22 protein-coding genes and 1 tRNA gene are annotated in these 22,788 nt (G+C 67.5%); 10 read left to right on the top strand and 13 right to left on the bottom strand.

What is annotated here, in order from left to right:
• Positions 1–92: 92 nt before the first annotated feature.
• The 4 genes from XINFAN_RS22430 to XINFAN_RS17295 form a co-directional block, all read right to left on the bottom strand.
• Positions 93–221 (bottom strand): hypothetical protein, encoded by a 129-nt coding sequence (locus XINFAN_RS22430; protein ID WP_267898361.1) that lies wholly within the window; start codon positions 219–221, stop codon positions 93–95.
• A 213-nt stretch (positions 222–434) separates the two neighbouring features.
• The gene (locus tag XINFAN_RS22025) at positions 435–575 is read right to left on the bottom strand and encodes a hypothetical protein (protein WP_199286455.1); all 141 of its coding nucleotides are present in this window, start codon (positions 573–575) and stop codon (positions 435–437) included.
• Positions 576–786: 211 nt separating this feature from the next.
• Positions 787–1,200, bottom strand: a complete 414-nt coding sequence (locus XINFAN_RS17300; RefSeq protein ID WP_124088121.1) for a DUF6497 family protein — start codon at positions 1,198–1,200, stop codon at positions 787–789.
• Between the two features lie 14 nt (positions 1,201–1,214).
• Positions 1,215–2,747: an acyl-CoA carboxylase subunit beta gene (locus XINFAN_RS17295; RefSeq protein ID WP_124088120.1), complete on the bottom strand. Its 1,533-nt coding sequence runs from the start codon at positions 2,745–2,747 to the stop codon at positions 1,215–1,217.
• Here XINFAN_RS17295 and XINFAN_RS17290 point away from each other — a divergent pair.
• The 3 genes from XINFAN_RS17290 to XINFAN_RS17280 all read left to right on the top strand — a co-directional run bounded on the left by XINFAN_RS17290 (position 2,746) and on the right by XINFAN_RS17280 (position 3,583).
• Complete coding sequence (locus tag XINFAN_RS17290; RefSeq protein ID WP_124088119.1) at positions 2,746–2,934, top strand: hypothetical protein; 189 nt, start codon at positions 2,746–2,748, stop codon at positions 2,932–2,934. The two genes, XINFAN_RS17295 and XINFAN_RS17290, sit on opposite strands and share 2 nt — an antisense overlap.
• 196 nt (positions 2,935–3,130) lie before the next feature.
• Entirely contained in the window at positions 3,131–3,496 is a 366-nt protein-coding gene (locus tag XINFAN_RS17285; protein WP_160144650.1) for an HU family DNA-binding protein, read from the top strand.
• A gap of 12 nt (positions 3,497–3,508) precedes the next feature.
• A tRNA-Val gene (locus XINFAN_RS17280) sits at positions 3,509–3,583 on the top strand.
• Positions 3,584–3,829: 246 nt separating this feature from the next.
• Here XINFAN_RS17280 and lon read toward each other — a convergent pair.
• A complete protein-coding gene (lon, locus tag XINFAN_RS17275; RefSeq protein ID WP_124088117.1) occupies positions 3,830–6,232 on the bottom strand; it encodes an endopeptidase La in 2,403 nt (800 codons plus the stop codon).
• A gap of 275 nt (positions 6,233–6,507) precedes the next feature.
• On the opposite strand from lon, the gene XINFAN_RS17270 reads away from it, so the two are divergent.
• Entirely contained in the window at positions 6,508–7,575 is a 1,068-nt protein-coding gene (locus XINFAN_RS17270; RefSeq protein WP_124088116.1) for a hypothetical protein, read from the top strand.
• On the opposite strand, the gene tgt is transcribed toward XINFAN_RS17270, so the two are convergent.
• Positions 7,576–8,706 (bottom strand): tRNA guanosine(34) transglycosylase Tgt, encoded by a 1,131-nt coding sequence (tgt, locus tag XINFAN_RS17265; protein WP_124088115.1) that lies wholly within the window; start codon positions 8,704–8,706, stop codon positions 7,576–7,578.
• A gap of 148 nt (positions 8,707–8,854) precedes the next feature.
• On the opposite strand from tgt, the gene XINFAN_RS22020 reads away from it, so the two are divergent.
• From XINFAN_RS22020 to XINFAN_RS17250, 3 genes are read left to right on the top strand one after another with little or no spacing between them, the layout of a single operon-like run.
• Positions 8,855–9,454, top strand: coding sequence for a TetR/AcrR family transcriptional regulator (locus tag XINFAN_RS22020; RefSeq protein WP_199286454.1), 600 nt, complete (start codon positions 8,855–8,857; stop codon positions 9,452–9,454).
• A 3-nt stretch (positions 9,455–9,457) separates the two neighbouring features.
• Positions 9,458–10,588: an efflux RND transporter periplasmic adaptor subunit gene (locus XINFAN_RS17255; RefSeq protein WP_124088114.1), complete on the top strand. Its 1,131-nt coding sequence runs from the start codon at positions 9,458–9,460 to the stop codon at positions 10,586–10,588.
• A gap of 10 nt (positions 10,589–10,598) precedes the next feature.
• Positions 10,599–13,904 carry an efflux RND transporter permease subunit gene (locus XINFAN_RS17250; protein WP_124088113.1) on the top strand — a complete coding sequence of 1,102 codons (3,306 nt, stop codon included), beginning with the start codon at positions 10,599–10,601 and terminating at the stop codon, positions 13,902–13,904.
• Between the two features lie 84 nt (positions 13,905–13,988).
• Here the strand turns inward: XINFAN_RS17250 and XINFAN_RS17245 are convergent, their stop codons facing one another.
• The 7 genes from XINFAN_RS17245 to XINFAN_RS17215 form a co-directional block, all read right to left on the bottom strand.
• The gene (locus XINFAN_RS17245) at positions 13,989–14,381 is read right to left on the bottom strand and encodes a Fur family transcriptional regulator (protein ID WP_124088112.1); all 393 of its coding nucleotides are present in this window, start codon (positions 14,379–14,381) and stop codon (positions 13,989–13,991) included.
• 95 nt (positions 14,382–14,476) lie between these two features.
• Positions 14,477–15,682: an ABC transporter permease gene (locus XINFAN_RS17240; protein ID WP_124088111.1), complete on the bottom strand. Its 1,206-nt coding sequence runs from the start codon at positions 15,680–15,682 to the stop codon at positions 14,477–14,479.
• Positions 15,679–16,434, bottom strand: a complete 756-nt coding sequence (locus XINFAN_RS17235) for an ABC transporter ATP-binding protein (RefSeq protein ID WP_435530878.1) — start codon at positions 16,432–16,434, stop codon at positions 15,679–15,681. Before XINFAN_RS17235 ends, XINFAN_RS17240 begins: the two co-directional genes overlap by 4 nt.
• Entirely contained in the window at positions 16,431–17,684 is a 1,254-nt protein-coding gene (locus tag XINFAN_RS17230; protein ID WP_233352303.1) for an efflux RND transporter periplasmic adaptor subunit, read from the bottom strand. Before XINFAN_RS17230 ends, XINFAN_RS17235 begins: the two co-directional genes overlap by 4 nt.
• 135 nt (positions 17,685–17,819) lie before the next feature.
• Complete coding sequence (locus XINFAN_RS17225) at positions 17,820–18,353, bottom strand: DUF2478 domain-containing protein (protein WP_124088109.1); 534 nt, start codon at positions 18,351–18,353, stop codon at positions 17,820–17,822.
• The gene (gene aroB, locus XINFAN_RS17220; RefSeq protein ID WP_124088108.1) at positions 18,350–19,456 is read right to left on the bottom strand and encodes a 3-dehydroquinate synthase; all 1,107 of its coding nucleotides are present in this window, start codon (positions 19,454–19,456) and stop codon (positions 18,350–18,352) included. The genes XINFAN_RS17225 and aroB overlap by 4 nt, the downstream gene beginning before the upstream one ends.
• A 3-nt stretch (positions 19,457–19,459) precedes the next feature.
• A complete protein-coding gene (locus XINFAN_RS17215) occupies positions 19,460–20,014 on the bottom strand; it encodes a shikimate kinase (protein WP_233352301.1) in 555 nt (184 codons plus the stop codon).
• 174 nt (positions 20,015–20,188) lie between these two features.
• Here XINFAN_RS17215 and XINFAN_RS22425 point away from each other — a divergent pair, with 174 nt between their 5' ends.
• From XINFAN_RS22425 to XINFAN_RS17205, 3 genes are all read left to right on the top strand, one after another.
• Positions 20,189–20,323 (top strand): hypothetical protein, encoded by a 135-nt coding sequence (locus tag XINFAN_RS22425; RefSeq protein ID WP_267898360.1) that lies wholly within the window; start codon positions 20,189–20,191, stop codon positions 20,321–20,323.
• 7 nt (positions 20,324–20,330) lie between these two features.
• On the top strand, positions 20,331–21,926 hold the full coding sequence (locus tag XINFAN_RS17210; protein WP_124088107.1) for a hypothetical protein: 1,596 nt from the start codon (positions 20,331–20,333) through the stop codon (positions 21,924–21,926).
• 4 nt (positions 21,927–21,930) lie between these two features.
• Positions 21,931–22,788: tyrosine recombinase (locus XINFAN_RS17205; protein ID WP_124088106.1), on the top strand; the 858-nt coding region annotated here is incomplete at its 3' end.

Here is a 22,788-nt window from a genome sequence, read left to right as displayed (position 1 = left end):
CGGCTGTAGCAGCGACAAGGCGGCGCGCGCCAGAGGCGCGGCGGGTTTGCCGGGCGGCCCTCAGGTCATCGACCCGGGGCCGCCCTGCGAAATCACTTGTACTTGCCGGTGTAGGTCGGCTCGACCGAGACCGGCTCGGCGACGACGACGGTCTCTTGTTTCCGGGCGCAGGCGGCCAGAGTGACGACAGCCAGCATGGCAATGATTGCAGTTTTCCGCATGACAACCTCCAGTGCGAATCAACGTGATGCAGCGCACCATATTGCGGCGCCAGCGCGGATGGAACCAGTGATTGTGGCCCCGCGAGAAACACGCGCAGGCGATGCAAAAAGGTGTCACCCGGCGGCAAGACCGCGACCCTGGCACCGAAATGAGCCGCGCCGGAAAGGCGCTGGTCAGCCCGCCCGGCAGACCGGGCGGGCCGACCGGAAGCGTTACTTGTACTTGCCGGTGTAGACCGGCTCGACCGAGACGGGCTCGTCGATATAGACGACTTCTTCTTCGACCTTACGGGCGCAGGCGGCAATGGTGCCGACGATGGCCAGGGCCAGAACGATACGCAGGGTGCTCGACATCCTCTACTCCTTATTTCCGGGTGGCTTGTAGCCGGCAACATGCCAGCATCGCCCCCTTGCGAGGTTGGGGCCGCTTGGGTTCGGCCCTGCCCGAGAATAGCGGAAAGACGGCGCGAAAAACACTTGTCCGTTACCAAGGCGGCGGGTTGTGACCCGCTTACATCAGACGTGCCGATTTCCCGAGGATGTTCAACAAGATGTAGTGCCATCTTCAGAACATCTCCCAGATGCAGGCATCCGATTCGATGCGGTAGGCCTCGAAAAACTGCACCGCTTCGTGGTCTGTCTCGCCGAAGGGAACCGGGCGGTCGGCCAGCGTGATCACGATCTGCTGCGGCGCAGGGTTCAGGTCGCGGATCCGTTCCAGCGCATAGCCGTCGCAAAGCGCCTGCATGTCGGCGCTGCGGTCCTCGCCCGCCGTCAGCCCCTTGTCGATGAAGCGGAACCGCGCGGTCTCGCCCCCTACCCCGGCCGCATTGGTGACCAGATCGAGGAACATGGCGCTGCCACCCGAGGGCAGCGCGATCGCCCCCGCTTCCGCCGGGGCGGGCTCCTCATCGCAGGCGCCCGCCCCCAGAAGGAGCGGGACCAGCGCAAGGCTCAGCAGGCGGCGGGCGGCGGACATGCGCATTCTCGGGGTTACAACGGAATGTTGTCGTGCTTCTTCCAGGGGTTCGAGAGCTTCTTGTTGCGAAGGCTCGCGAAGGCCCGGGCGATGCGGCGGCGGGTGGAGCGCGGCTGGATCACCTCGTCGATGAAGCCTTTCTCGGCGGCGACGAAGGGATTGGCGAAGCGGTCCTCGTAATCCTTCTGGCGCTGCGCGATCTTCTCGCGGTCGCCCAGCTCGCTGCGGTAGAGGATCTCGACCGCGCCTTTGGCGCCCATCACCGCGATCTCGGCCGTGGGCCAGGCATAGTTGAAATCACCGCGCAGATGCTTCGAAGCCATCACGTCATAGGCGCCGCCATAGGCCTTGCGGGTGATGACCGTGACCTTCGGCACCGTGGCCTCGCCGTAAGCGAACAAGAGTTTCGCGCCATGTTTGATCACGCCGCCATATTCCTGGCCGGTCCCCGGCAGGAAGCCCGGCACATCGACCAGCGTCAGGATCGGGATCTCGAACGCGTCGCAGAACCGCACGAAGCGCGCGGCCTTGCGCGAGCTGTCGATATCCAGACAGCCCGCCAGCACCATCGGCTGGTTGGCAACCACGCCCACGGTCTGGCCCTCGATGCGGATGAATCCGGTGATGATATTGCCGGCGTAATCCTTCTGGATCTCGTAGAAATCGCCCTCGTCCGCGACCTTCAGGATCAGTTCCTTCATGTCGTAGGGCTGGTTCGGGTTGTCGGGGATCAGCGTGTCGAGGCTGGCCTCGATCCGGGCGGGATCGTCGAAGAACGGCCGCACCGGCGCCTTCTCGCGGTTGTTGAGCGGCAGATAGTCGAACAGCCGCCGGATCTCGGCCAGCGCCTCGACATCATTCTCGAAAGCGCCATCGGCGACCGAGGACTTCCTGGTATGGGTCGAGGCGCCGCCCAGTTCCTCGGCAGTGACCACCTCGTTCGTCACGGTCTTGACCACATCGGGGCCGGTGACGAACATGTAGGAGGTGTCCTTCACCATGAAGATGAAGTCGGTCATCGCGGGCGAATAGACCGCGCCGCCCGCGCAGGGGCCCATGATCAGGCTGATCTGCGGCACCACACCGCTCGCCATGATGTTGCGCTGGAACACGTCGGCATAACCGGCGAGCGAGGCCACCCCCTCCTGGATCCGCGCGCCGCCCGAGTCGTTGATCCCGATCACCGGCGCACCGTTCTGGATCGCCATATCCATGATCTTGCAGATCTTTTGCGCATGGGTCTCGGACAGCGAGCCGCCGAAGACGGTGAAGTCCTGGCTGAACACATAGACCATGCGGCCGTTGATCGTGCCCCAGCCGGTGACGACGCCGTCGCCCGCAGGCCGGTCCTGCTCCATGCCGAAATCGGTGCAGCGATGGGCGACGAACATGTCGAATTCCTCGAAGCTCGCCTCGTCGAGCAACAGCTCGATCCGCTCGCGCGCGGTGAGCTTGCCCCTGGCGTGCTGGGCGTCGATCCGGCGCTGCCCGCCCCCTGCCCGCGCGACGTTGCGGCGCTGCTCAAGCTCTTGCAGGATGTCTTTCATGGCGAACCTCTCCCCGGGAATCGTCCGCACAATATTATTGCGCGAAGGGGAAGCAAAACGGAATTCCGAAAATTTGCAAATCATTGGCAAGCGCGCCGATGCGAATTGCAAAACTGCTATTCAGGCTGCGCAGGAACAACCTGCCCGGGGCGGTGCCTGGGAAATTTGCCAGAGGGGGCAATTGTAGCCCGAAATCGCTATTTCGGCGGCCCAATTCCCGGGCATCAACGCCCGGGATTTAAGAATGTTGGCCGGTTTGGCGTCTGGGTGCGTCGTGAGACTGCTACCGCGTCACGGCGGCTGAGAGATATGGATACCGGATGGCATTGTTGCGAAAGCCTGGATAATCTTGCGCGCATGAGCGATTTTCAGGGATGAGTTCCATGGCGACGAAGAAAAAGCCGACCGAAGCCGCGCCGGTTGTCGCAGACGCGGCCGGGGAGGTGATGGCGGCGAAGGTGAAGACTCCGGGCCTGCGTCTGAAGGAGCTGGTAGAGAAAGTCGCGGAGCAGAGCAGCGCGCCGAAAAAAGCGGTGCGCGAGACGGTTGAAGCCCTGCTGAACGAGATCGGCGCCGCGCTGGACCGCGGCGAGGAGCTCAATCTGCCGGGTTTCGGACGTGCGAAAGTGGTGAAAACCGCGGACAAGGGCGGCCAGTCGGTGCTGACGCTGAAGCTGAAACGCGGCGGGCCCGCCAAGCTGTCCGGCAAGGCGAAAGAGGGGGTTGCAGAGCCCGGCGAGGATGGCTAAAAGCCCCCTATCGGGCGATTAGCTCAGCGGTAGAGCGCTTCGTTCACATCGAAGATGTCAGCGGTTCAAATCCGTTATCGCCCACCATTTTATGTAGAACGCCCCGGCACTTAGGTGATCCGGGGCTTCTTCATGAAAAGCGCCCGGCAGTCGATCAGGGAAGCGGCCGTGGCAGCGATGGCGAGGTCATCGAAGCCGCTGTCACGTCACTCGGAAACGGGATGACTTTGCCGTGCAACAAATCCCTCTCAAGATGCGGCACCACGGCTGCGCTCTGATAAAAAAACGCGGCGGGTCATCCCGCCGCGTCTGGCCGTTACAACGGGGAAGCGCTCAATGCGCGACCTGCACCCTCTCGTCGCCCGCGGCGCGGCGGGCGGCGGCGGCGGCTTCCTCGGCCTCTTCGTCCCAGACCACCGGCTCGGGCTGACGCAGCAGCGCGCGGGAGAGCACCTCGCGCACATGGGTGACCGGCACGATCTCCAGCCCCTCCTTGACGTTGGCGGGGATGTCGGCGAGGTCCTTCTCGTTCTCCTCGGGGATGAAGACGGTGCGGATCCCGCCCCGCAGCGCCGCGAGCAGCTTCTCTTTCAGCCCGCCGATCGCCATCGCATTCCCACGCAACGAAACCTCGCCGGTCATGGCGATGTCTTTGCGCACCGGGATGCCGGTCAGCGCCGAGACGATGGCGGTGACCATGGCGAGACCGGCCGACGGCCCATCCTTCGGCGTCGCCCCGTCCGGCACGTGGACATGGATGTCGGTCGTGTCGAACTTCGGCGGTTTCACCCCAAGCTGCGGCGAGATCGAGCGGACATAAGACGAGGCCGCGTCGATGGATTCCTTCATCACATCGCCCAGTTTCCCGGTGGTCTTCATCCGCCCCTTGCCGGGCAGTTTCAGCGCCTCGATATGCAAGAGATCGCCGCCGACGGAAGTCCAGGCGAGGCCCGTGACCACGCCGACCTGATCCTCTTTCTCGGCCAGACCGTAACGGAAGCGGCGCACGCCGAGATATTCCTCGGCCTTCGCGGGCGTCACCTCGATGGACTTCGCCTGGCCTTTCAGGATCTCTGTCACCGCCTTGCGGGCCAGCTTGGCGATCTCGCGCTCAAGATTCCGCACCCCGGCCTCGCGCGTGTAATAGCGGATGACGTGGTTCAGCGTCTCGTCGGCGACCGAGAATTCGCCCTTCTTCAGCCCGTTCGCCCTGATCTGCTTGGGAAGCAGATACTGGCGGGCGATCTCGCGCTTTTCATCCTCGGTATAGCCCGAGAGCGGGATGATCTCCATCCGGTCGAGCAGCGGGCCGGGCATGTTGTAGCTGTTCGCCGTGGTGATGAACATCACGTTCGACAGATCGTATTCCACTTCGAGATAGTGGTCGACGAAGGTCGAGTTCTGTTCCGGGTCCAGCACCTCCAAGAGCGCCGAGGCCGGGTCGCCGCGGAAATCCTGGCCCATCTTGTCGATCTCATCGAGCAGGATCAGCGGATTGGTGGTCTTGGCCTTTTTCAGCGCCTGGATGATCTTGCCGGGCATCGAGCCGATATAGGTGCGCCGGTGGCCGCGGATCTCGGATTCGTCCCTCACGCCGCCAAGCGAGATGCGGATGAATTCGCGCCCCGTGGCTTTCGCAACCGAGCGGCCAAGCGAGGTCTTACCCACGCCGGGCGGGCCGACGAGGCAGAGGATCGGGCCTTTCAGCTTCGTCGCCCGGGCCTGGACGGCGAGATATTCGACGATGCGCTCCTTGACCTTCTCCAGCCCGTAATGGTCGGAATCGAGCACTTTCTGCGCCGCGGGCAGATCCTTCTTGGTGCGCGATTTCACGCCCCAGGGCACGCCCAGAAGCCAGTCGAGATAGTTGCGCACGACGGTGGCCTCGGCCGACATCGGAGACATCGACTTCAGCTTCTTCAGCTCGGCCTCGGCCTTTTCCTTCGCCTCTTTGGAGAGCTGGGTCTTGCGGATCCGCTCTTCCAGTTCGGCGATCTCGTTCTGGCCGTCCTCGCCGTCGCCGAGTTCCTTCTGAATGGCCTTCATCTGCTCATTCAGATAATATTCGCGTTGCGTCTTCTCCATCTGGGTCTTGACGCGCGACTTGATCTTCTTCTCGACCTGAAGCACGGACAATTCGCCCTGCATCTGGCCGTAGACCTTCTCAAGCCGCTCGGCGACCACCAGGGTCTCCAGCAGATCCTGCTTCTGCGCAACGTCGATCCCCAGATGGCCGGCGACCAGATCGGCCAGCCGCGCGGGCTCGCGGGTTTCCGAGACCGCGGCCATCGCCTCTTCGGGGATGTTCTTCTTGATCTTGGCGTAACGCTCGAATTCCTCGCCGACGGCGCGCACCAGCGCCTCGACCGACGAGGGATCGCCGGCCGCTTCGTCCAGAAGTTCGACCGAGGCCTCGAAATAGGCCGGGTTTTCGATGAATTCGGTGATCTTCACCCGCGATCTGCCCTCGACCAGCACCTTGACGGTGCCATCGGGCAGTTTCAGCAGCTGAAGCACATTGGCCAGAACGCCGGTGCGGTAGATCCCGTCATGGGTCGGGTCATCCACCGTCGGGTCGATCTGGCTCGACAACAGGATCTGGCGATCCTCCTGCATGACCTCTTCCAGCGCCCGGACCGATTTTTCCCGGCCGACGAAAAGCGGCACGATCATATGCGGGAAAACCACGATGTCGCGAAGCGGCAGGACAGGGTAGCTGGTGACGGTATTGCTCATAGGTCATCCTTCTTCTCGGCAGATGGTGCGGCCCCGGGCATCGGCAGCCATCGCCATCTCCTGCGGATTGGGTGTTAATCTGTGCTGCGCCCGCATGATTTTCAAGCAGGGGGCCTGTCATTCCCCTGCACTGCCAATCTGCCGCCGAACCAGACCGACCGCAAGGGCAGAAGATCGTGATCCGTGCGGCACCAGGGGGGCGGGTTTTCCCCGGCTTGCGGGAACCGGGCGCGGCTGGCAGCATCGGATCACTCTTCCTGCCGAGGGGGCCACCGATGCCGACACGCCGCGACTTGCTGAGCGCCGCGCTCGCCCTGCCCCTCTCAGCCGGGCTGAAACCGGCACGGGCGCAGCCGGGCGCGGCTTTCGCCGCATTGCAGGCGGATCTGTCCGAGGTGCCGCGCGCGCTGTTTCGCCGGACACAGGACGACACCCCCGCGCTGATCCACTGGGGCGATACGGGCGCGGCGGCGCTGGCGGCGCCCGGCGGGCGCTGGCGCCGGCTCAGCCGTCCGTTCGGGGCCGAGCAAATGGGGCCGGGGCTTGAGGGCCGATGGGCCGAGCGGGTCAGCTTCGGCCCCGGCGACATCCTGCGCTATGTGGTGATCGAAGCCGCGCCCGAGGCGGGGGCGATCCTCGAACTCGGCCCGGGCAAGGGAAAGGATGTGGCGCGGGCGCTGTCCCAGACCGGCTATACCCAGGCGGTGCGCAAGGATATCAGCGTCTGGTGGCGCGGCGAGACGGATCTGGCCATCGACCTTGCCGCGCGCAACCCCGCCGATCCGTTCGGCGGGCTGGTGGGCAAGAGCGCGCGGATCGCGATCCGGGGCGACCGGCTGTATTACGCCGCCGCCTGGCCGATGCTTGAGGCGCTGACCGGCGGTGGCGGCGAGCCGGTCGGCCACCCCGATCTGGCAGAGGCGCTGGCCGCGCTGCCGGTCGCCGGGGGCGCGCTGGCGGTGCAGGCCCTGCTGCTGAACGCGCAGGGCGATCTGTCCGCCGCCCCGCCCGGCACGGGCCTGCCGCCCTGGCGGATCGGGCTGATCATTGATCTCTTCGATCAGGGCCAGGACCTGATCGCCGCCGTGTTTTCCTTCGACACCGCGCCGATGGCGGCGCAGGCCGCCGAAAGGATGCGGCGGATCTGGGACGAATTCCCGCTGTCCGACGGGCGCAGCTTCGGGGCCACGCTCGGCCCCGCCGCCACCGGAGCCAGCGATCAGGGTGTGCCCGTGGCCTGGCTGATCGCGCCCTCGCAGCCAGCCGAAGCGGGTGGCAACCGGGGGTGGGAGCTTATCCTGCGGCTGATGGCCACCCGCCAGCTGGTGCCGTTCGGTCTTTAGTCACAGCGGCCCGATATCGCCCCCGGCGCGCTGCGCATGGAAACCGGCCACGAAAGCCGCCAGCCGCCCCTCGGCGATGGCGTCGCGCAGGCCCTGCATCAGCTCCTGATAGTAATGCAGGTTGTGCCAGGTCAGCAGCATCGAGGCGATGATCTCCTGCGCGCGCAGCACATGGTGCAGATAGGCGCGCGAATAGCCGCGACAGGCCGGGCAGGTGCAATCCTCGTCCAGCGGGCGCGGGTCGTCCTGGTGGCGGGCGTTCCTGAGATTGACCTGACCGCGCCGCGTCCAGGCCTGGCCGGTGCGGCCCGAGCGCGAGGGCAGCACGCAATCCATCATGTCGATGCCGCGCTCGACCGCGCCGACGATATCGTCGGGCTTGCCCACCCCCATCAGGTAGCGCGGCTTGTCTTCGGGCAGGAAACCGGGCGCATAATCGAGCACATCGAACATCGCCTCCTGCCCCTCGCCCACGGCAAGGCCGCCGACGGCGTAGCCATCAAAGCCGATCTCCACCAGCGCCTTCGCCGATTCCTCGCGCAAATCGCGCGTCACGCCGCCCTGCATGATGCCGAAAAGCGCATGGCCAGGCCGGTCGCCGAACGCATCGCGCGAGCGCTGCGCCCACCGCATCGACAGACGCATCGACTTCGCCACCACCTCGTCGGTGGCGGGCAGTGCCGGGCATTCGTCGAAACACATCACGATATCCGAGCCGAGGAGCTTCTGGATCTCCATGCTGCGCTCGGGGCTGAGCATGTGCTTTGAGCCGTCGATATGCGAGGAAAACCGCACGCCTTCCTCGGTCAGCTTGCGCAGGCTCGCGAGGCTCATCACCTGGAAACCGCCCGAGTCGGTCAGGATCGGCCGCTCCCAGTTCATGAAACGGTGCAGGCCCCCGAGCCGCGCGATCCGCTCTGCCCCGGGGCGCAGCATCAGGTGATAGGTGTTGCCCAGCAGGATATCCGCCCCGGTCTCGCGCACCGATCCCGGCAGCATCGCCTTCACCGTCGCCGCGGTGCCGACCGGCATGAAGGCGGGCGTGCGGATCTCGCCCCTGGGCGTATGGATCACGCCGGTGCGCGCTTTGCCGTCTGTCGCCTTCAGCGTGAACCCGAACCGTTCCGTCATCGCCTTACCTCGCTCTTGCGCGCTGACTTGCGCGAAAATCCGCCCCCTGCCAAGCCCCGCCCCGGGGTTTGAACGCGGAAAACCCTCTTGCGCGCGATGCAAAGCCCCGGCAAAATGAGAATGAACATTCATTCACTCCACGGATCTGATGCCCCTGCCCCCGACCACCCAGCAGATTGAGCGCGGGGCCGAGATCCTCGGCCTGATCCGCGCCGCCTTCGCCCGCAAGGGGTTCGACGGCGCCTCGATGAACGACCTCGCGCGCGAAGCGGGGATGAGCGCGGGCAATTTCTACCGCTATTTCCCGTCGAAAACCGCCATCGTCGAGGCGCTGGTCGCTCAGGACATCGCAGAGATCCGCGCCAAATTCCAGGCGGTGATCGACGCGCCCGACCGGCTTGCCGCGCTCAGGGCCGGGATCGCGGAGCATCTCGACACGATGGAGGTGGACGACTGCCGGCTTATGGCGGAAATCTCGGCCGCCGCTTTGCGCCAGTCGGACGTGGCCTCGGCCTGCGCGCAGATGGAAGAGACCGTCGCCGCGCTGCTGATCGAGGTCTTCGCGCGGGTCTCGGGGCTGGATGCGGACGAATGCCGCGCCCGCTATGGCGCGCATGCCCGTTATATCGTGCTGGTGATCCGGGGCTTCGGTCAGCGCAGCGACCTGAGCCCCGATCCGGTGCTGACCGGACTGATCCTGCGCGGGATCGACCGCGTGATCGACGACATCCCCGTTGCCGGAGGCTGAGACATGCGCCGCCTTTCCCTGATCCTTGCCCTCGTCCTGCCGCTTGCCGCCGCCGCGGAAGAGGCGGGCCCGGCGATCCAGGTCTCCGAGGTCCGGCCCGCGGCGCTGACCGGGCGGGTCTGGGCCAGCGGGCTGATCGCCCCGGTCGAGGAAGTTCTGGTCCAGCCGCTGATCGAGGGCCAGCCGATCGAGGCTTTGCGCGCCGATGTCGGCGATACCGTCGCAGCCGGCGACGTGCTGGCGGTGCTGTCGAAAACCACGCTGGAATTGCAGAAATCGCAAAGCCTCGCGACTTTGGCCGCGGCGCGCGCCGCCATCGCCCAGGCCGCGGCGCAGAAGATCGAGGCCGAAGCGGCCGCCGCCGAGGCCGACCGGGTGGCCGCGCGCACCAAACAACTGCGCGAACAGGGCAGCGCCAGCCAGGCCGCGCTCGACAGCGCGACCGCCGGCGCTTTGGCGGCGAATGCGCGGGTGGAACTGGCGCGCGAGGCCGGGGCCGCCGCCGAGGCCCAGCTTGCGCTGGCCGAAGCGCAGCTTGCCAATGTCGAGCTGATGCTGACCCGCACCGAGGTGAAGGCCCCCTACGGCGGCCGCGTCACCGCGAGGAACGCCACGCTCGGCGCTGTCGCCTCGGCCCAGGGCCAGCCGATGTTCGTGCTGGAGAAGGACGGCGCGCTGGAACTGCGCGCGGACCTCTCCGAGGCCGATCTCATGCGGCTTGAACCCGGTCAGAAGGCGGATCTGCGGCTGGTCGGGCTCAAAGCCCCCATCGCGGGCCGCGTCCGCCTGATCGAGCCCGCCATCGACCCCGCCACCCGGCTGGGCCGCGCCCGTATCGAGTTGCCCGCCACCCCCGGCCTGCGCGCCGGCATGTTCGCCGAAGCCGCCATCATCACCGCCGAGCGCGAGGCGCTGGCCCTGCCCATCAGCGCCATCGGCACGACCGGGGGCCGCGAGACCGTCCTGCGGGTGCGCGAAACCCGCGTCGAACAGGTCACCGTGACCACCGGCATCCGCGACGGCGGCCTGGTCGAGATCACCTCGGGGCTGACCGCCGGCGATCTGGTGGTGACGAAAGCCGGTTCCTTCCTGCGCGACGGCGACCGGATCACTCCGGTCGCGGCATTGAACTGAGGGGGCGGCGATGAATTTCTCGGCCTGGGCGATCCGCAATCCGGTGGCGCCGATCCTTGGCTTTTTCATGCTGATGGTGCTGGGCTGGCAGAGTTTCATGACCCTGCCCGTCACCCGTTTCCCCAATATCGACGTGCCTATCGTCTCGGTCACGGTGATCCAGGCCGGGGCGGCGCCGTCCGAGCTGGAAACCCAGGTGACGAAAGAGGTCGAGGATGCGGTCGCCGGGATCAACGGCGTCAAGAACGTCACCTCGAACGTCAACGACGGCCTTTCCACCACGCTGATCGAATTCCGCATGGAGGTGCCGACCGAAACGGCGGTCCAGGACACCAAGGACGCCATCGACCGCATCCGCACCGACCTGCCCGCCGATGTCGAAACCCCCATCGTCGCCAAAGTCGATGTCGAGGGCCAGGCGATCCTGACTTACGCCGTCTCCTCTCCCGGCCGCACCATCGAGGAGCTTTCCTGGTTCGTCGACGACACGCTGACCCGCGCGCTCCAGGGCCGTCCCGGCATCGGCCGCGTCGACCGCTACGGCGGGGTGGACCGCGAGATCCGGGTGGAGCTGGACCCCATTCGCCTCGGCAGTTACGGCATCACCGCCGCCGCGGTCAGCCAGCAGGTCGCGCTGACGAATGCCGATGTCGGCTCGGGCAAGGCCGAGATCGGCGCGGGCGAACAGTCGATCCGCACCCTCGGCAACCAGCAGACGGTGGAGCGGCTGGCCGCAACCACCATCTCGCTGCCGAACGGCCGCCATGTCCGGCTCTCGGACCTCGGTGAAGTGATCGACAGCTACGACGACCCGAAGAGTTTCGGCCGCCAGGACGGCCAGCCCATCGTGGTGATGTCGGTCTACCGCGCCAAGGGCGCCTCGGAGGTCTCGGTCGCCGAAACGGTGGAAACCGCGCTGGCCGAGGTCGGCACCGGCCACCCCGATGTGGAGATGCGGCTTCTCGACGATCAGGTCTATTTCACCCGCGGCAATTACGAGGCCGCGCTGCATACGCTGATGGAGGGCTCGATCCTTGCCGTTCTGGTGGTGCTGGCCTTCCTCAAGAACTGGCGCGCGACCTTCATCGCCGCGGTCGCTCTGCCGCTCTCGGCGGTGCCGACCTTCCTGATCATGGATCTGATCGGCTTCTCGCTGAACCTGATCTCTTTCCTCGCGCTGACGCTGGCGACCGGGATCCTCGTCGATGACGCCATCGTCGAGATCGAGAACATCGCGCGGCATATGCGGATGGGCAAGACGCCCTGGCGGGCCTCGATCGACGCGGCGGACGAGATCGGGCTGGCGGTGATCTCGACCTCGGCCACGATCATCGCGGTCTTCGTGCCGGTCAGCTTCATGCCCGGGATTCCGGGGCAGTATTTCCGCCAGTTCGGGCTGACGGTGGCGGTGGCGGTGATGTTCTCGCTGCTGGTCGCGCGGCTGATCACGCCGATGATGGCAGCTTACCTGATGCGCGCCAAAGACGCCGAGGGCCATTCCGACGACCACCGCGACGGGCCTTTCATGCGCGGCTATCTCTGGCTCGTGCGCCACACCACCGCCACGCCGCGGATCGGCCGCATCCGTTTTCCGGCCTATTACCTGACCATGGCGGTCGCCATCCTCGTCGTCGTGGTCTCGGTGATCGCCATGATCCGCATCCCCGGCAATCTGTTTCCGCCCGACGACGAAAGCCGCTTCGCGATTTCCGTCGAACTGCCGCCGGGATCGACGCTCGCAGAAACCGACCGCACCACCGAGGCGATGCGCGCGGCCATCGCCGACATCCCCGGCATCGCCAATGTGCTGGTGATCGGCGGCTCGTCGCCGCTCGGCGACCGTGAGATCCGCCGCGCCAATATGATCGTGCTGCTCGACCGCCGCGATGTGAGCCTTGTACGCAAGGCGGTCGAACTCCTCTCGGCGCTGCCGCTGATCGGCGACCGTATCAGCCTGCCCTCGGAAGGCCGCACCGTGCCGCAGCAGGAGATCGAGACCGAGGTGTTCCGCCGCCTCGCCCGCGTGCCCGATCTGCGCGCCTTCAAGCTGGGCGGCCCCGGCCCGGGCGGCCGCCCGGTCGCCTATGACGTGCTCTCGCAGGACGAGGCCGCGCTGTCGCAGGCCACCGCGATGATCGAGGCCGCGCTGGCGGGCGAGCCCCTGCTGTCGAACGTCTCGACCGAAAGCAGCCTGCCGCGCCCCGAGATCCGGGTGACGCCGCGGCTCGATGAGGCCGCGCGGCTTGGGGTGACGACCCAGGCGCTGGCCGCGACGCTGAGGGTGGCGACCATCGGCGATCAGGATGCGGCGCTGGCGAAACTGTCGATGGAGAACCGGCTGATCCCGGTCCGGGTCCGGCTGAAGGACGAGGCGCGCCAGGACCTCGGCCGGATCGCCGCGCTGAAGGTGCCCACGGCGCGCGGCGGCCAGGTGCCGCTCTCGGCGGTGGCCGATCTGACCATTTCCGAAGGCCCGGCGCAGATCAAACGGCTGAACCGGCTCAGGGTAGCGAAGCTCGGCGCCGATCTGCCGCCCGGTGTCGCGCTCAACGACGCGACGGCGCGGTTCGAGCAGGTGGTCGCGGGCCTCACCCTGCCCGCGGGCGTCGAGGTCCGCCCTTCGGGCGATGCCGAGGTCCAGGCCGAACTGGTGCAGAGCTTCGGCAATGCGATGATCATGGGGCTGATGCTGGTGCTCGCGGTGCTGATCCTGCTGTTCCGCTCGGTGATCCAGCCCTTCACCATCCTTCTGTCGCTGCCCCTCGCCATCGGCGGCGTGGCGGCGGCACTGATCCTCACCGCCAATCCGGTGTCGATGCCGGTGCTGATCGGGATCCTGATGCTGATGGGGATCGTGACCAAGAACGCGATCCTGCTGATCGACTTCGCCATCGAGATGCGGGCGCGCGGAATGGAACGGGTCGCCGCGGTGGTCGAGGCCGGCCACAAACGCGCGCGGCCCATCGTGATGACCTCTGTCGCGATGTCGGCGGGCATGCTGCCCTCGGCTCTGGGGGTGGGCGAAGGCGGCACCTTCCGCTCGCCGATGGCGATCGCGGTGACCGGCGGCATCATCATGTCGACGGTGCTCAGCCTCGTGGTGGTGCCGGCCTTCTATCTGATCATGGACGACCTGTCGCGGCTGATGGCCTGGGCCTTCCGCGGCCTGATCGGCAAAGGCGAGACGGAACCCGCACCGCCCGCCCCCGAGGCGCTGGCCGCGCGCCTTGATGAGACCGAAGCCGCCCTCGCAGACCTCCGCACCCGCGTCCTTGCGCCCGAAACCCGCCCCAAACCGCTGCATGTGGCGGAATGAACTCCGGCCTGCTCATTTTCTGTCTCTAAATATCCCGGGGGGTTCGGGGGGCAGAGCCCCCCGCGCGCCGCAAGGCGCGCCGCTTCACGCCTTGCGGCAATAAAGCTCCAGCCGGTGATGGACGATCTCATAGCCCATCTCGGCGGCGATCTGGCGCTGCAATTCCTCGATCTTCTCGCTGTGGAATTCGATGATCGCGCCGCTGTCGAGATCGAGGATATGGTCGTGATGGCCCGGCTCGGCCACTTCGAACCGCGCCGGCGCATTCTCGAAGGAATGGCGCTGGATCACGCCCTCGCGCTCCAGCACGGTCAGCGTGCGATAGACCGTCGCCAGCGAGACCGTGCGGTCGATGGCCTGGGCGCGGCGGTGCAGCTCCGCCGCATCGGGATGATCGCCGGATTCCGTCAGCACCTTCACCAGCGCCTCGCGCTGGCGGGTGACGCGCACACCGCCGTCACGCAGGGCCTGAGTCATGCGGGCGGCTTCGTTCTGCACTCTGGTCTTCATCCGCCAAGACTAGCACGCGGGTTCGCAAATGGAAACACCAGATGCGAATCCACCCCGCCGCTTTACTGATGCCGCAGCGCCTCGATCGGGTCGAGCCGCGCCGCGCGCCGGGCCGGGAAATAGCCGAACACCACCCCCACCACCGCCGAGAAACCGAAGGCCATCAGCACCACCAGCGGGTCGGGCGCGAAGGGAATCGCCATGAAGATCCCCGCCCCCCAGGCCAGAGCCAGCCCGACGCCGATCCCGACCACGCCGCCCAGCAGAGAGAGGACCACCGCCTCCACCAGAAACTGGGTCAGCACCTGCCCGGATGTAGCGCCGATGGCAAGGCGGATGCCGATCTCGCGGGTGCGCTCGGTGACCGAGACCAGCATGATGTTCATGATGCCGATCCCGCCAACCAGCAGGCTGACCGCCGCGACCGAGGACAGCATCCCCGACAGCACCGAATTGACCGAATTCAGCATATCGGCCACTTCGCGCATGTCCGAGACGTTGAAATTGTCTTCCTGGCCCAGGCCGATGCGGCGGCGGTCGCGCATCAGATCCTGCACCGCGGCGATGCCCTCGGTGGTCGTCACCCCGCTTGCCAGCGCGATCTGGATCGAATTCACGTCGCCGTCGCCGTTCAGCCGCCGCTGCACCAGCCGGATCGGCATGATGATCAGATCGTCCTGGTCGTTGCCGAAACTGCTGGCGCCTTTGGCCTGCAACAGGCCGATCACCTGGCACGAGATCTGCTTCACCCGGATCTGCTCGCCGATGGCATCGCCGCCGCCGAACAGCTTCTGGCGCACCGTGTCGCCCAGGATGCAATAGGCCGCGCCGCCCCTCGCCTCGGCCGCGGTCATGTTGCGCCCATCAGCCAGGGTCCAGCCGGCGACCTCCAGGAAGGCCTCGTTCGAGCCGGTCACCTGGGTCGAGGCATTGGTGTTGCCGTAGACCGCCGTGACCGAGGAAGAGGTGACCGGCGCCACCAGCCGCGCCTCGCGCAACTCGCTCAAAGCATCGGCGTCGCGCAGGTTGAAGCGGCGGTTGCCGCCGCTGGTCTGGGGGCCGAAACCGCGCTGGCCCGGACGCAGCACCAGCATGTCGGAGCCCAGCCCCGAAACCGATTGCGACACCTGCTGCGACGAGCCCTGCCCCACAGTGACCATCGCGATCACCGCGCCCACCCCGATCACCACGCCAAGGATGGTGAGAAACGAGCGCAGCTTGTTTCGCAGGATCGAGCGCAGGGCCAGCCTGACCGCTTCCAGGATCATGATACGGCCTCCGCGGGCGTGGCCGCCCCGTCCGCAGGCGTGGTCGCCCCGCCCACAGGCGTAGTCGCCTCGTCGCGGGTGATGCGGCCGTCGGTGAAGACCACGAGGCGTCTCGCATAGGCGGCGATATCGGCCTCATGCGTGACCATGACGATGGTGATGCCCTCATCGCGGTTGAGCTGCTGCAACAGGGTCAGGATCTCGTGGCTGCGGTGGCTGTCGAGGTTGCCAGTCGGCTCGTCGGCAAGGATCACGGTCGGGTTCCCCGCCAGCGCCCGCGCGATGGCGACGCGCTGCTGCTGGCCGCCCGAAAGCTGCGAGGGATCGTGGCCCTCGCGCCCCTCCAGCCCGACCCGCGCCAGCGCGAGCTTCGCCGCGCGCGCCCGCTCGGCGGCGGGCAGGCCCTTGTAGATCAGCGGCAGTTCGACATTCTCCTGCGCGGTGGTGCGCGCCAGCAGGTTGAAGCCCTGGAACACGAAGCCGAGATAATGGCGGCGCAAAAGCGCCAGCGCATCGCCCGAAAGGCCGCCCACATCGGTGCCCTCAAACAGACAGGCGCCCGAGGTCGGCCGGTCGAGGCAGCCGATGATGTTCATCGTGGTCGATTTCCCCGACCCCGAAGGCCCCATGATGGCGACGAATTCGCCGCGCCGGATGATCAGATCCACCCCGTCGAGCGCGCGGACCTCGGCCTCGCCCTCGCCATAGATCCGCGAGACGTTGCGGAACTCGATCAGCGGCGGCTCCATCAGCGCGCCTCGCGCTGGCTGATGATCACCTGATCGCCCTCCCGCAGTTCTTCCGAGGTCACGACGATGTTGCTGCCGTCGGTCGCGCCGGGGGTGGCGCGCACCCTGACCGGCTGGCCGCCGCGCAGGACCCAGACCCCCGATCCGTCGCCGGTGGCGGTGCGCGGCCGGTCGCGGCCCGGGGGCGAGGGCATGATATAGCCCATCAGCCCGCGGCCCGAGCGGTCGGTGGAGACGGTGGCGGGCGGCGAGTAGCGCAGCGCCGCCATCGGCACCAGCAACTGGCCATCCTCGCGCGAGACGGTGATCGTCGCGGTGGCGGTCATGCCGGGGCGCAGCAGAAGATCGTCGTTCTCGACCGTCAGGACGGCGGTATAGGTGACCACATCGGTCGTTGTCGCGTCGGGGGCGTAGCGCAGGCTGGCGATCTGCGCCTCGAACCGGCGCCCGGCCCAGGCGTCGACGGTAAAACTCGCCTCCTGTCCAAGCTGGACGCGGCCGATATCGGCCTCGTCGATCGAGACGCGCAACTCCATCCGGCGCAGATCCTCGGCCAGGGTGAACAGCACCGGGGCATTGAGCGAGGCAGCGACGATCTGGCCCTTTTCGGCCGCGCGGTCCAGCACGATGCCATTGATCGGCGAACGGATCACCGCCTTGTCCAGATCGGCGCGGGCCGAGGCGAGATTGGCCTCGGCAAGGCTGACATCGGCGCGGGCGATCTCGACCGAGGCCACCGCGCGGTCATGGGCTGCGCGGGCGGCGATGATCACGCTGCGGGTGTTCAGCCCGCGCTTGTCCAGCGCCTCGGCGGATTCGAGGGCGTCGGCGGTTTCGGTCGCCGTCGCCTGGGCCGAGGCGAGGCGCGCGCGCGACGCGATCAGGCTGGCCTCGGAGTTCAGCACCTGAGCCGCCAGCTTGGTGTCGTCAAGCCGCGCCAGCACCTGGCCCTCGCTGACCTGGGCGTTGTAATCGGCATCGACGCTGGCCAGCGTGCCCGAGAGTTCCGAGGAAATCTCGACCTGGGTCGTGGGCTGCACCGTGCCGGTGGCGACCACCGTCACCATCAGATCGCCGCGCGTCACCTCGCGCGTGTCGTAGCTGACGCTGGTCTGGCTTTCACGCCCGAAGACCCACCAGCCGACGCCCGCGGCAAGCGCAAGGACCAGCAGGAGCCAGATCCAGCCGCGCTTGCGGCGTTTCTGTCCCATACGTGCGAGAGTGGCGAGATCGGGTTGCGACTGGCTGCTCAATTTCTGCGGTTTCCCGTTGTGTTCTTGTGATGGAACGCCGCCGCATGCGGCTTCCGTCGCGGATCGTCCAGGAGAATTTGCGACAAAGATCCGGCGAAGAACAGCGCCGCGCAATGGCGGGATGCCTTATGGCGGTCAACACTTTCCGGTGAGGCGGCCCGGATCCCGGCCCGCGCGCGCCTGCGACACCCAGTCCGCGATGGCCCCGGCATCGGCGGGCAAGGCGGTCTCATGCCCCTCCGCCCAGGCGAGGAAGCCTTGCAGGAAATGCTCTGCCGTGCCGGTCAGCACCGGCTTTCCCGCCGCCAGCGCCGCCGCGATACTGTCCGCGAGCCCGTGGCCCGTCGCTTCCTGCTGGCCGAATTTGTTGACGATCAGCACATCGGCACCGGCCAGACGCTGCGCCACGATCACCGCCGCCTCTTCCAGCGCCGCCGTGTCGAGACGACAGCCCGCAGCCGCCTCGCCGCGCTGAACGCTGATGCGGATCAGCGGCCCGTCGGGCAGCAGAAACAGGTCCATGTCGGGTTTCGCGCGCCCCTCACGCGCGGTGTTGATCTGCACCGCGCCCGCCGTGACCACACCCCGCGCCGCCAGCAGCCGGGCGACCTGTTGCAGGACGAGATCGGTCTCGCCCTCGCCCGCAAGGCAGAGATAGCCGAGGTTCATCGCTGCACCAGCGCGTCGTTCAGCACTGCCAGCACCGCCTCGCCCGGCACATCCTCGGCCACGAAAGCCTCGCCGATGCCGCGGGCAAGGATGAAGCGCAGCTTGCCATCGATGACCTTCTTGTCCTGGCCCATCAGATCAAGGAGCCCTTCGGCCCCCGGCAGGGCGCCCGGGATGTCGGCAAGATCCACCTTCATCCCCATGGCTTTCAGATGCGCGCGCACCCGGCTGGGCGCTTCCTGGCTGCACAGCCCGAGCCGCTGGCTGAGTTCGAACGCCAGCGCGCAGCCGATGGCGACGCCCTCGCCATGAAGCAGCCGGTCGGAAAAGCCGGTCGCCTTTTCCAGCGCATGGCAGAACGTATGGCCGAGGTTCAAAAGCGCCCGCTCGCCCTCTTCGGTCTCGTCGCGCTCGACGATCCCGGCCTTCATCGCAACCGAGCGGGTGACCGCCCGCAGCCGTGCCTCGCGGTCGCCCGCCGCCAGCGCCGGCCCCTCGGCCTCCAGCCAGTCGAAGAAGGCCGCATCGCCCAGCAGGCCGTATTTCACCACCTCGCCGTAGCCCGCGAGGAAATCGCGGGGGCTCAGCGTCTCCAGCACGCCGATGTCGGCGAGGACAAGCGAGGGCTGATGGAAAGCGCCGACGAGGTTCTTGCCCTGCGCGGTGTTGATCCCGGTCTTGCCACCGACGCTGGAATCGACCTGCGCCAGCAGCGAGGTCGGGATCTGCACGAAACGCACGCCCCGGCGCAGAACCGCCGCCGCAAAGCCGACCAGATCGCCGATCACCCCGCCGCCGAAGGCCACCACGATGTCGCGCCGCTCGACCTTCTGCTCCAAAAGCCATTCGACGGTTCGCGAGAATTGTTCCCAGCCCTTGGTCGCCTCGCCCGGCGGCAGCGCGAGATGCGAGACCCCGATGCCGCCAAGCCCTGCCACCAGCCGCTCCAGATGCAGCCCGGCGACGGTCTCATCCGTCACCACCGCCACCCTGGGGCGGCGCAGAAGCGGCCGGATCTCGTCCCCGGCGCGGTCGATCAGCCCGGTGCCGATCCGCACCTCATAGGAACGCTCGCCCAGATTGACGGGAACCCTGTTCAGCATGTCTCAGCCCTCCTGCAACACGTCGGGGCGGGTCTTCAGCGCCGAAACCACCCGCACCGCCATATCTTCGACCGAATATTCCGCCGCCGAATCCACCACGAGATCGGCCATCGCATAGAAGGGCTCGCGCGTGCGGCACAGATCCATCAGCGTCTGGCGCGGATTGGCGGTGCGCAGCAAGGGCCGCGTCGTCTTGTGGCGCACCCGCTGCCACAACAGATCCGGCGCCGCGCGCAGCCAGACCGAGATGCCGGCGCGTCCGATCTGTTCGCGGTTGCGCTCCGAGAGAAACGCGCCGCCGCCGGTCGAGAGCACGCAAGGCGCACCGCGCAGCAGCCGCCCGATCACCTCATATTCGCGGTCGCGGAAAAAGGCCTCGCCGTCGCGCTCGAAAATCTCGGCGATGGGGCGGTGCGCGGCTTTGACGATCTCTTCGTCCGAGTCGAGGAACGGCACTTTCAAGAGCCGCGCCAGCGCCGTGCCCACGGCGGTTTTCCCCGCGCCCATCATCCCCACCATGGCCACGGTCTTGTTCAGAACATACATTTTCTTCACCATCACGTGAGCACCCGTCCCCTCGCGGCGCTTCGCGCGCTTTTCGCGTCTCAATGGCGTGATCTTGCCAGGAAAGCCATATATATTCACCGGGCGCGGGCAACGGGCAGCAAGAAAAACACCGCCATTTCCCGCCCGCGCGGGGCAGTGATCAGAGCAGATACAAGGGTTTAGACAATGGGGCGGATCATCAAGGCACTGTTCGTTCTGGCGATTCTGGGCTTCATCGCGCTGACGGGCTACGCCTATCTGGTCGATCTGACGCCCGAACAGAGCGAGGTCACGAAGCCCGTGGTGCTGGATGCGAACTGACCCGGGCGTGAGCGCCAGCCCCCTTCCGGGCCGAAGACCCGCGGGCGGCCCCTTCGCCGCCGGTCTCTTCGCCGGGTTTCTCGCCGGCGGGCTTTTCCTGCCGCAGGGCGCGCGCGCGGCGGGCGAGGATCCGCTTTCGGCCATCGGCTGGCTGTCGCAATCGGTCAGCCTGCCCGTAGCTCCCACCGCCCCCGCCCGCCCCGACGAGCCGCCGGTCGCCAGCGGCGGCGCCCTGCCCGCAAGCGTGGCGACGACGCCGCTCGACGGCCCCTCGCCCGATGCGATCGGGCTGATCTCGCCCGCGGTCTCGGGCCTGCCGAAAAACCTGTGGGGCGCGGGGCTGAGCGACGAGATTTCGCGCGCCATCCTCCGCGACCGGATGGAAAGCCTGCCCGCTTTGCGCCAGCTTTTCCTGACCATGCTGCTGGCCGAGGCCGATCCCCCGATCGACAGCGGCGGCCATGGCCAGCTTTTGCTCACGCGGATCGACAAGCTCTTGCTGATCGGCGCGCTGGAACAGGCCGCGGCGCTGATCGACATCGCCGGCACCGACACGCCCGATCTGTTCCGCCGCGCCTTCGACGTGGCTTTGCTGACCGGCAACGAGGATCGCGCCTGCCAGCGGATGCAGGCCGCCCCCGGCCTTGCGCCGACGCTCCAGGCCCGCGTCCTGTGTCTTGCCCGCGGCGGCGACTGGGATGCGGCGGCGCTGACGCTTTCCTCGGCCGGGGCGCTCGGCGAGGTGGATGCGGCGCAGACGGCGCTGCTTGCGCGCTTTCTCGACCCCGATCTGTTCGAGGCCGATCCGCTGCCGCTGCCGCCCAGTCCGGTGACGCCGCTCGACTGGAAGCTATACGAGGCCATCGGCGAGACCATCCCCACCGGCACGCTGCCCGTCGCCTTCGCCTGGGCCGAGATCGGCCCCCAGGCCGGCTGGAAGGCGCAGATCGAAGCGGCCGAGCGGCTGACCCGCGCGGGCACCATCGCGCCGAACCTGTTGCTCGGGCTTTACACCGAACGCGACCCCGCCGCCTCGGGCGGGGTGTGGGAGCGGGTGCGCGCCTTCCAGGCCTTCGACGCCGCGCTGCAATCCGGCGATCCCGCCCGCATCGCCGCCACCCTGCCCGCCGCCTGGGCGCGGATGCAGGAGGCGGAACTGGAAGTGCCCTTCGCCTTCCTCTACGGCGCCGCGCTGAACGAGACCGCGCTTTCCGGCGAGGCGGCGAAGATCGCCTTCCGCATCGGCCTTCTGTCGCCGCATTACGAAAAGATCGCCCGCACCCATAAGCCGGTGGACGAGGCCGAGAGCTTCCTCGCCGGCCTCGCCACCGGCCAGATCGCCGGCCTGCGCCCGCCCGACAGCATGGGCCGCGCCATCGCGCCCGCCTTCCTCGCCCCCGAACTCTCGGACGAGACCAAAAGCCTGATCGAGGGCCGCCGCCTCGGCGAGGCGCTGCTGATCGCCATCGAGGAAATCCAGCGCGGGGTAGAGGGCAATGCCAGCGGCGTCACCCGCGGCCTGTCGCTTCTGCGCAAGGTGAAGCTGGAGAGCGTCGCGCGGCGCACCGCGCTGGAACTGATGATCCTAGAACGGCGCGGCTAGGGCGATGGCCGCCCCCGCGGGATATCGCTGGATCTCCGCCTTCCTCGACGCGATCGCCGCCGAGGCGGGCGCCGCCGAGAACACCCGTCTCGGCTACGGCCGCGACCTGAAGGATTTCGCCGGTTGGGCGGCGGCGCAGGGCCACGACCTTGCCAGTCTCGGGCGCGGCGAGATCGAAGCATGGCTCGTGTTCTGCGAGGCCCAGGGCCTGTCGAAAGCCACCCGCGCCCGGCGGCTGTCGTCGGTCCGCCAGCTTTACCGTTTCGCCTTCGCCGAGGGCTGGCGCGCGGACAATCCCGCCCTGCGCATCAGCGGCCCCGGCAAGACGCAGCAATTGCCGAAGACCCTGAGCGTAGACGAGGTGGCGCGACTGATCGACGCCGCCCGCACCCATGGCCGCAGCCCCGCCGAATGCACCCGCAACACCGCGCTGATCGAACTGCTCTACGCCACAGGGATGCGGGTCTCGGAACTGGTCGCGCTGCCGCAGGCGGCGGTGCGCGGCGATCCGGCGATGATCCTCGTGCGCGGCAAGGGCGGCAAAGAGCGGATGGTGCCGCTCTCGCCCCCCGCCCGCGCGGCGATCAAAGCCTGGCTCGGTTGTCTGGACCACCAGGCGGCGGAACTCCAGGCCCAGGGCAGGCCACAGCCCAGACATCTGTTTCCGGCCAGCCGAGCGGGCAACCACATGACCCGCCAGTCCTTCTTCGTGCTGATCAAGGCGCTGGCGCTGAAGGCCGGCCTGTCGCCCGCCCGCGTCACGCCTCATGTGCTGCGCCATGCCTTCGCCACCCATCTGCTGGCGGGCGGCGCCGATCTCAGGGTGATCCAGACGCTTCTCGGCCATGCCGATCTCGGCACC

This window comes from Pseudogemmobacter humi, from assembly GCF_900609055.1.
Taxonomy (GTDB): domain Bacteria; phylum Pseudomonadota; class Alphaproteobacteria; order Rhodobacterales; family Rhodobacteraceae; genus Pseudogemmobacter; species Pseudogemmobacter humi.
Note: the sequence above shows the minus strand (reverse complement) of the source record. Positions and strands in the feature narration are given on the sequence as shown.

Excerpts from the sequence above, each read along its gene's own strand:
- XINFAN_RS17295 (WP_124088120.1), bottom strand. The coding sequence starts at position 2,747 with ATGAAAGACATCCTGCAAGAGCTTGAGCAGCGCCGCAACGTCGCGCGG.
- lon (WP_124088117.1), bottom strand. The coding sequence starts at position 6,232 with ATGAGCAATACCGTCACCAGCTACCCTGTCCTGCCGCTTCGCGACATC.
- XINFAN_RS17225 (WP_124088109.1), bottom strand. The coding sequence starts at position 18,353 with ATGAACCTCGGCTATCTCTGCCTTGCGGGCGAGGGCGAGACCGATCTC.
- XINFAN_RS17245 (WP_124088112.1), bottom strand. The coding sequence starts at position 14,381 with ATGACTCAGGCCCTGCGTGACGGCGGTGTGCGCGTCACCCGCCAGCGC.
- XINFAN_RS17290 (WP_124088119.1), top strand. The coding sequence starts at position 2,746 with ATGGCGAACCTCTCCCCGGGAATCGTCCGCACAATATTATTGCGCGAA.
- XINFAN_RS17285 (WP_160144650.1), top strand. The coding sequence starts at position 3,131 with ATGGCGACGAAGAAAAAGCCGACCGAAGCCGCGCCGGTTGTCGCAGAC.
- tgt (WP_124088115.1), bottom strand. The coding sequence starts at position 8,706 with ATGACGGAACGGTTCGGGTTCACGCTGAAGGCGACAGACGGCAAAGCG.
- XINFAN_RS17255 (WP_124088114.1), top strand. The coding sequence starts at position 9,458 with ATGCGCCGCCTTTCCCTGATCCTTGCCCTCGTCCTGCCGCTTGCCGCC.
- XINFAN_RS22020 (WP_199286454.1), top strand. The coding sequence starts at position 8,855 with ATGCCCCTGCCCCCGACCACCCAGCAGATTGAGCGCGGGGCCGAGATC.
- XINFAN_RS22430 (WP_267898361.1), bottom strand. The coding sequence starts at position 221 with ATGCGGAAAACTGCAATCATTGCCATGCTGGCTGTCGTCACTCTGGCC.
- XINFAN_RS17240 (WP_124088111.1), bottom strand. The coding sequence starts at position 15,682 with ATGATCCTGGAAGCGGTCAGGCTGGCCCTGCGCTCGATCCTGCGAAAC.
- aroB (WP_124088108.1), bottom strand. The coding sequence starts at position 19,456 with ATGCTGAACAGGGTTCCCGTCAATCTGGGCGAGCGTTCCTATGAGGTG.
- XINFAN_RS17215 (WP_233352301.1), bottom strand. The coding sequence starts at position 20,014 with ATGGTGAAGAAAATGTATGTTCTGAACAAGACCGTGGCCATGGTGGGG.
- XINFAN_RS22425 (WP_267898360.1), top strand. The coding sequence starts at position 20,189 with ATGGGGCGGATCATCAAGGCACTGTTCGTTCTGGCGATTCTGGGCTTC.
- XINFAN_RS17250 (WP_124088113.1), top strand. The coding sequence starts at position 10,599 with ATGAATTTCTCGGCCTGGGCGATCCGCAATCCGGTGGCGCCGATCCTT.
- XINFAN_RS22025 (WP_199286455.1), bottom strand. The coding sequence starts at position 575 with ATGTCGAGCACCCTGCGTATCGTTCTGGCCCTGGCCATCGTCGGCACC.
- XINFAN_RS17300 (WP_124088121.1), bottom strand. The coding sequence starts at position 1,200 with ATGTCCGCCGCCCGCCGCCTGCTGAGCCTTGCGCTGGTCCCGCTCCTT.
- XINFAN_RS17270 (WP_124088116.1), top strand. The coding sequence starts at position 6,508 with ATGCCGACACGCCGCGACTTGCTGAGCGCCGCGCTCGCCCTGCCCCTC.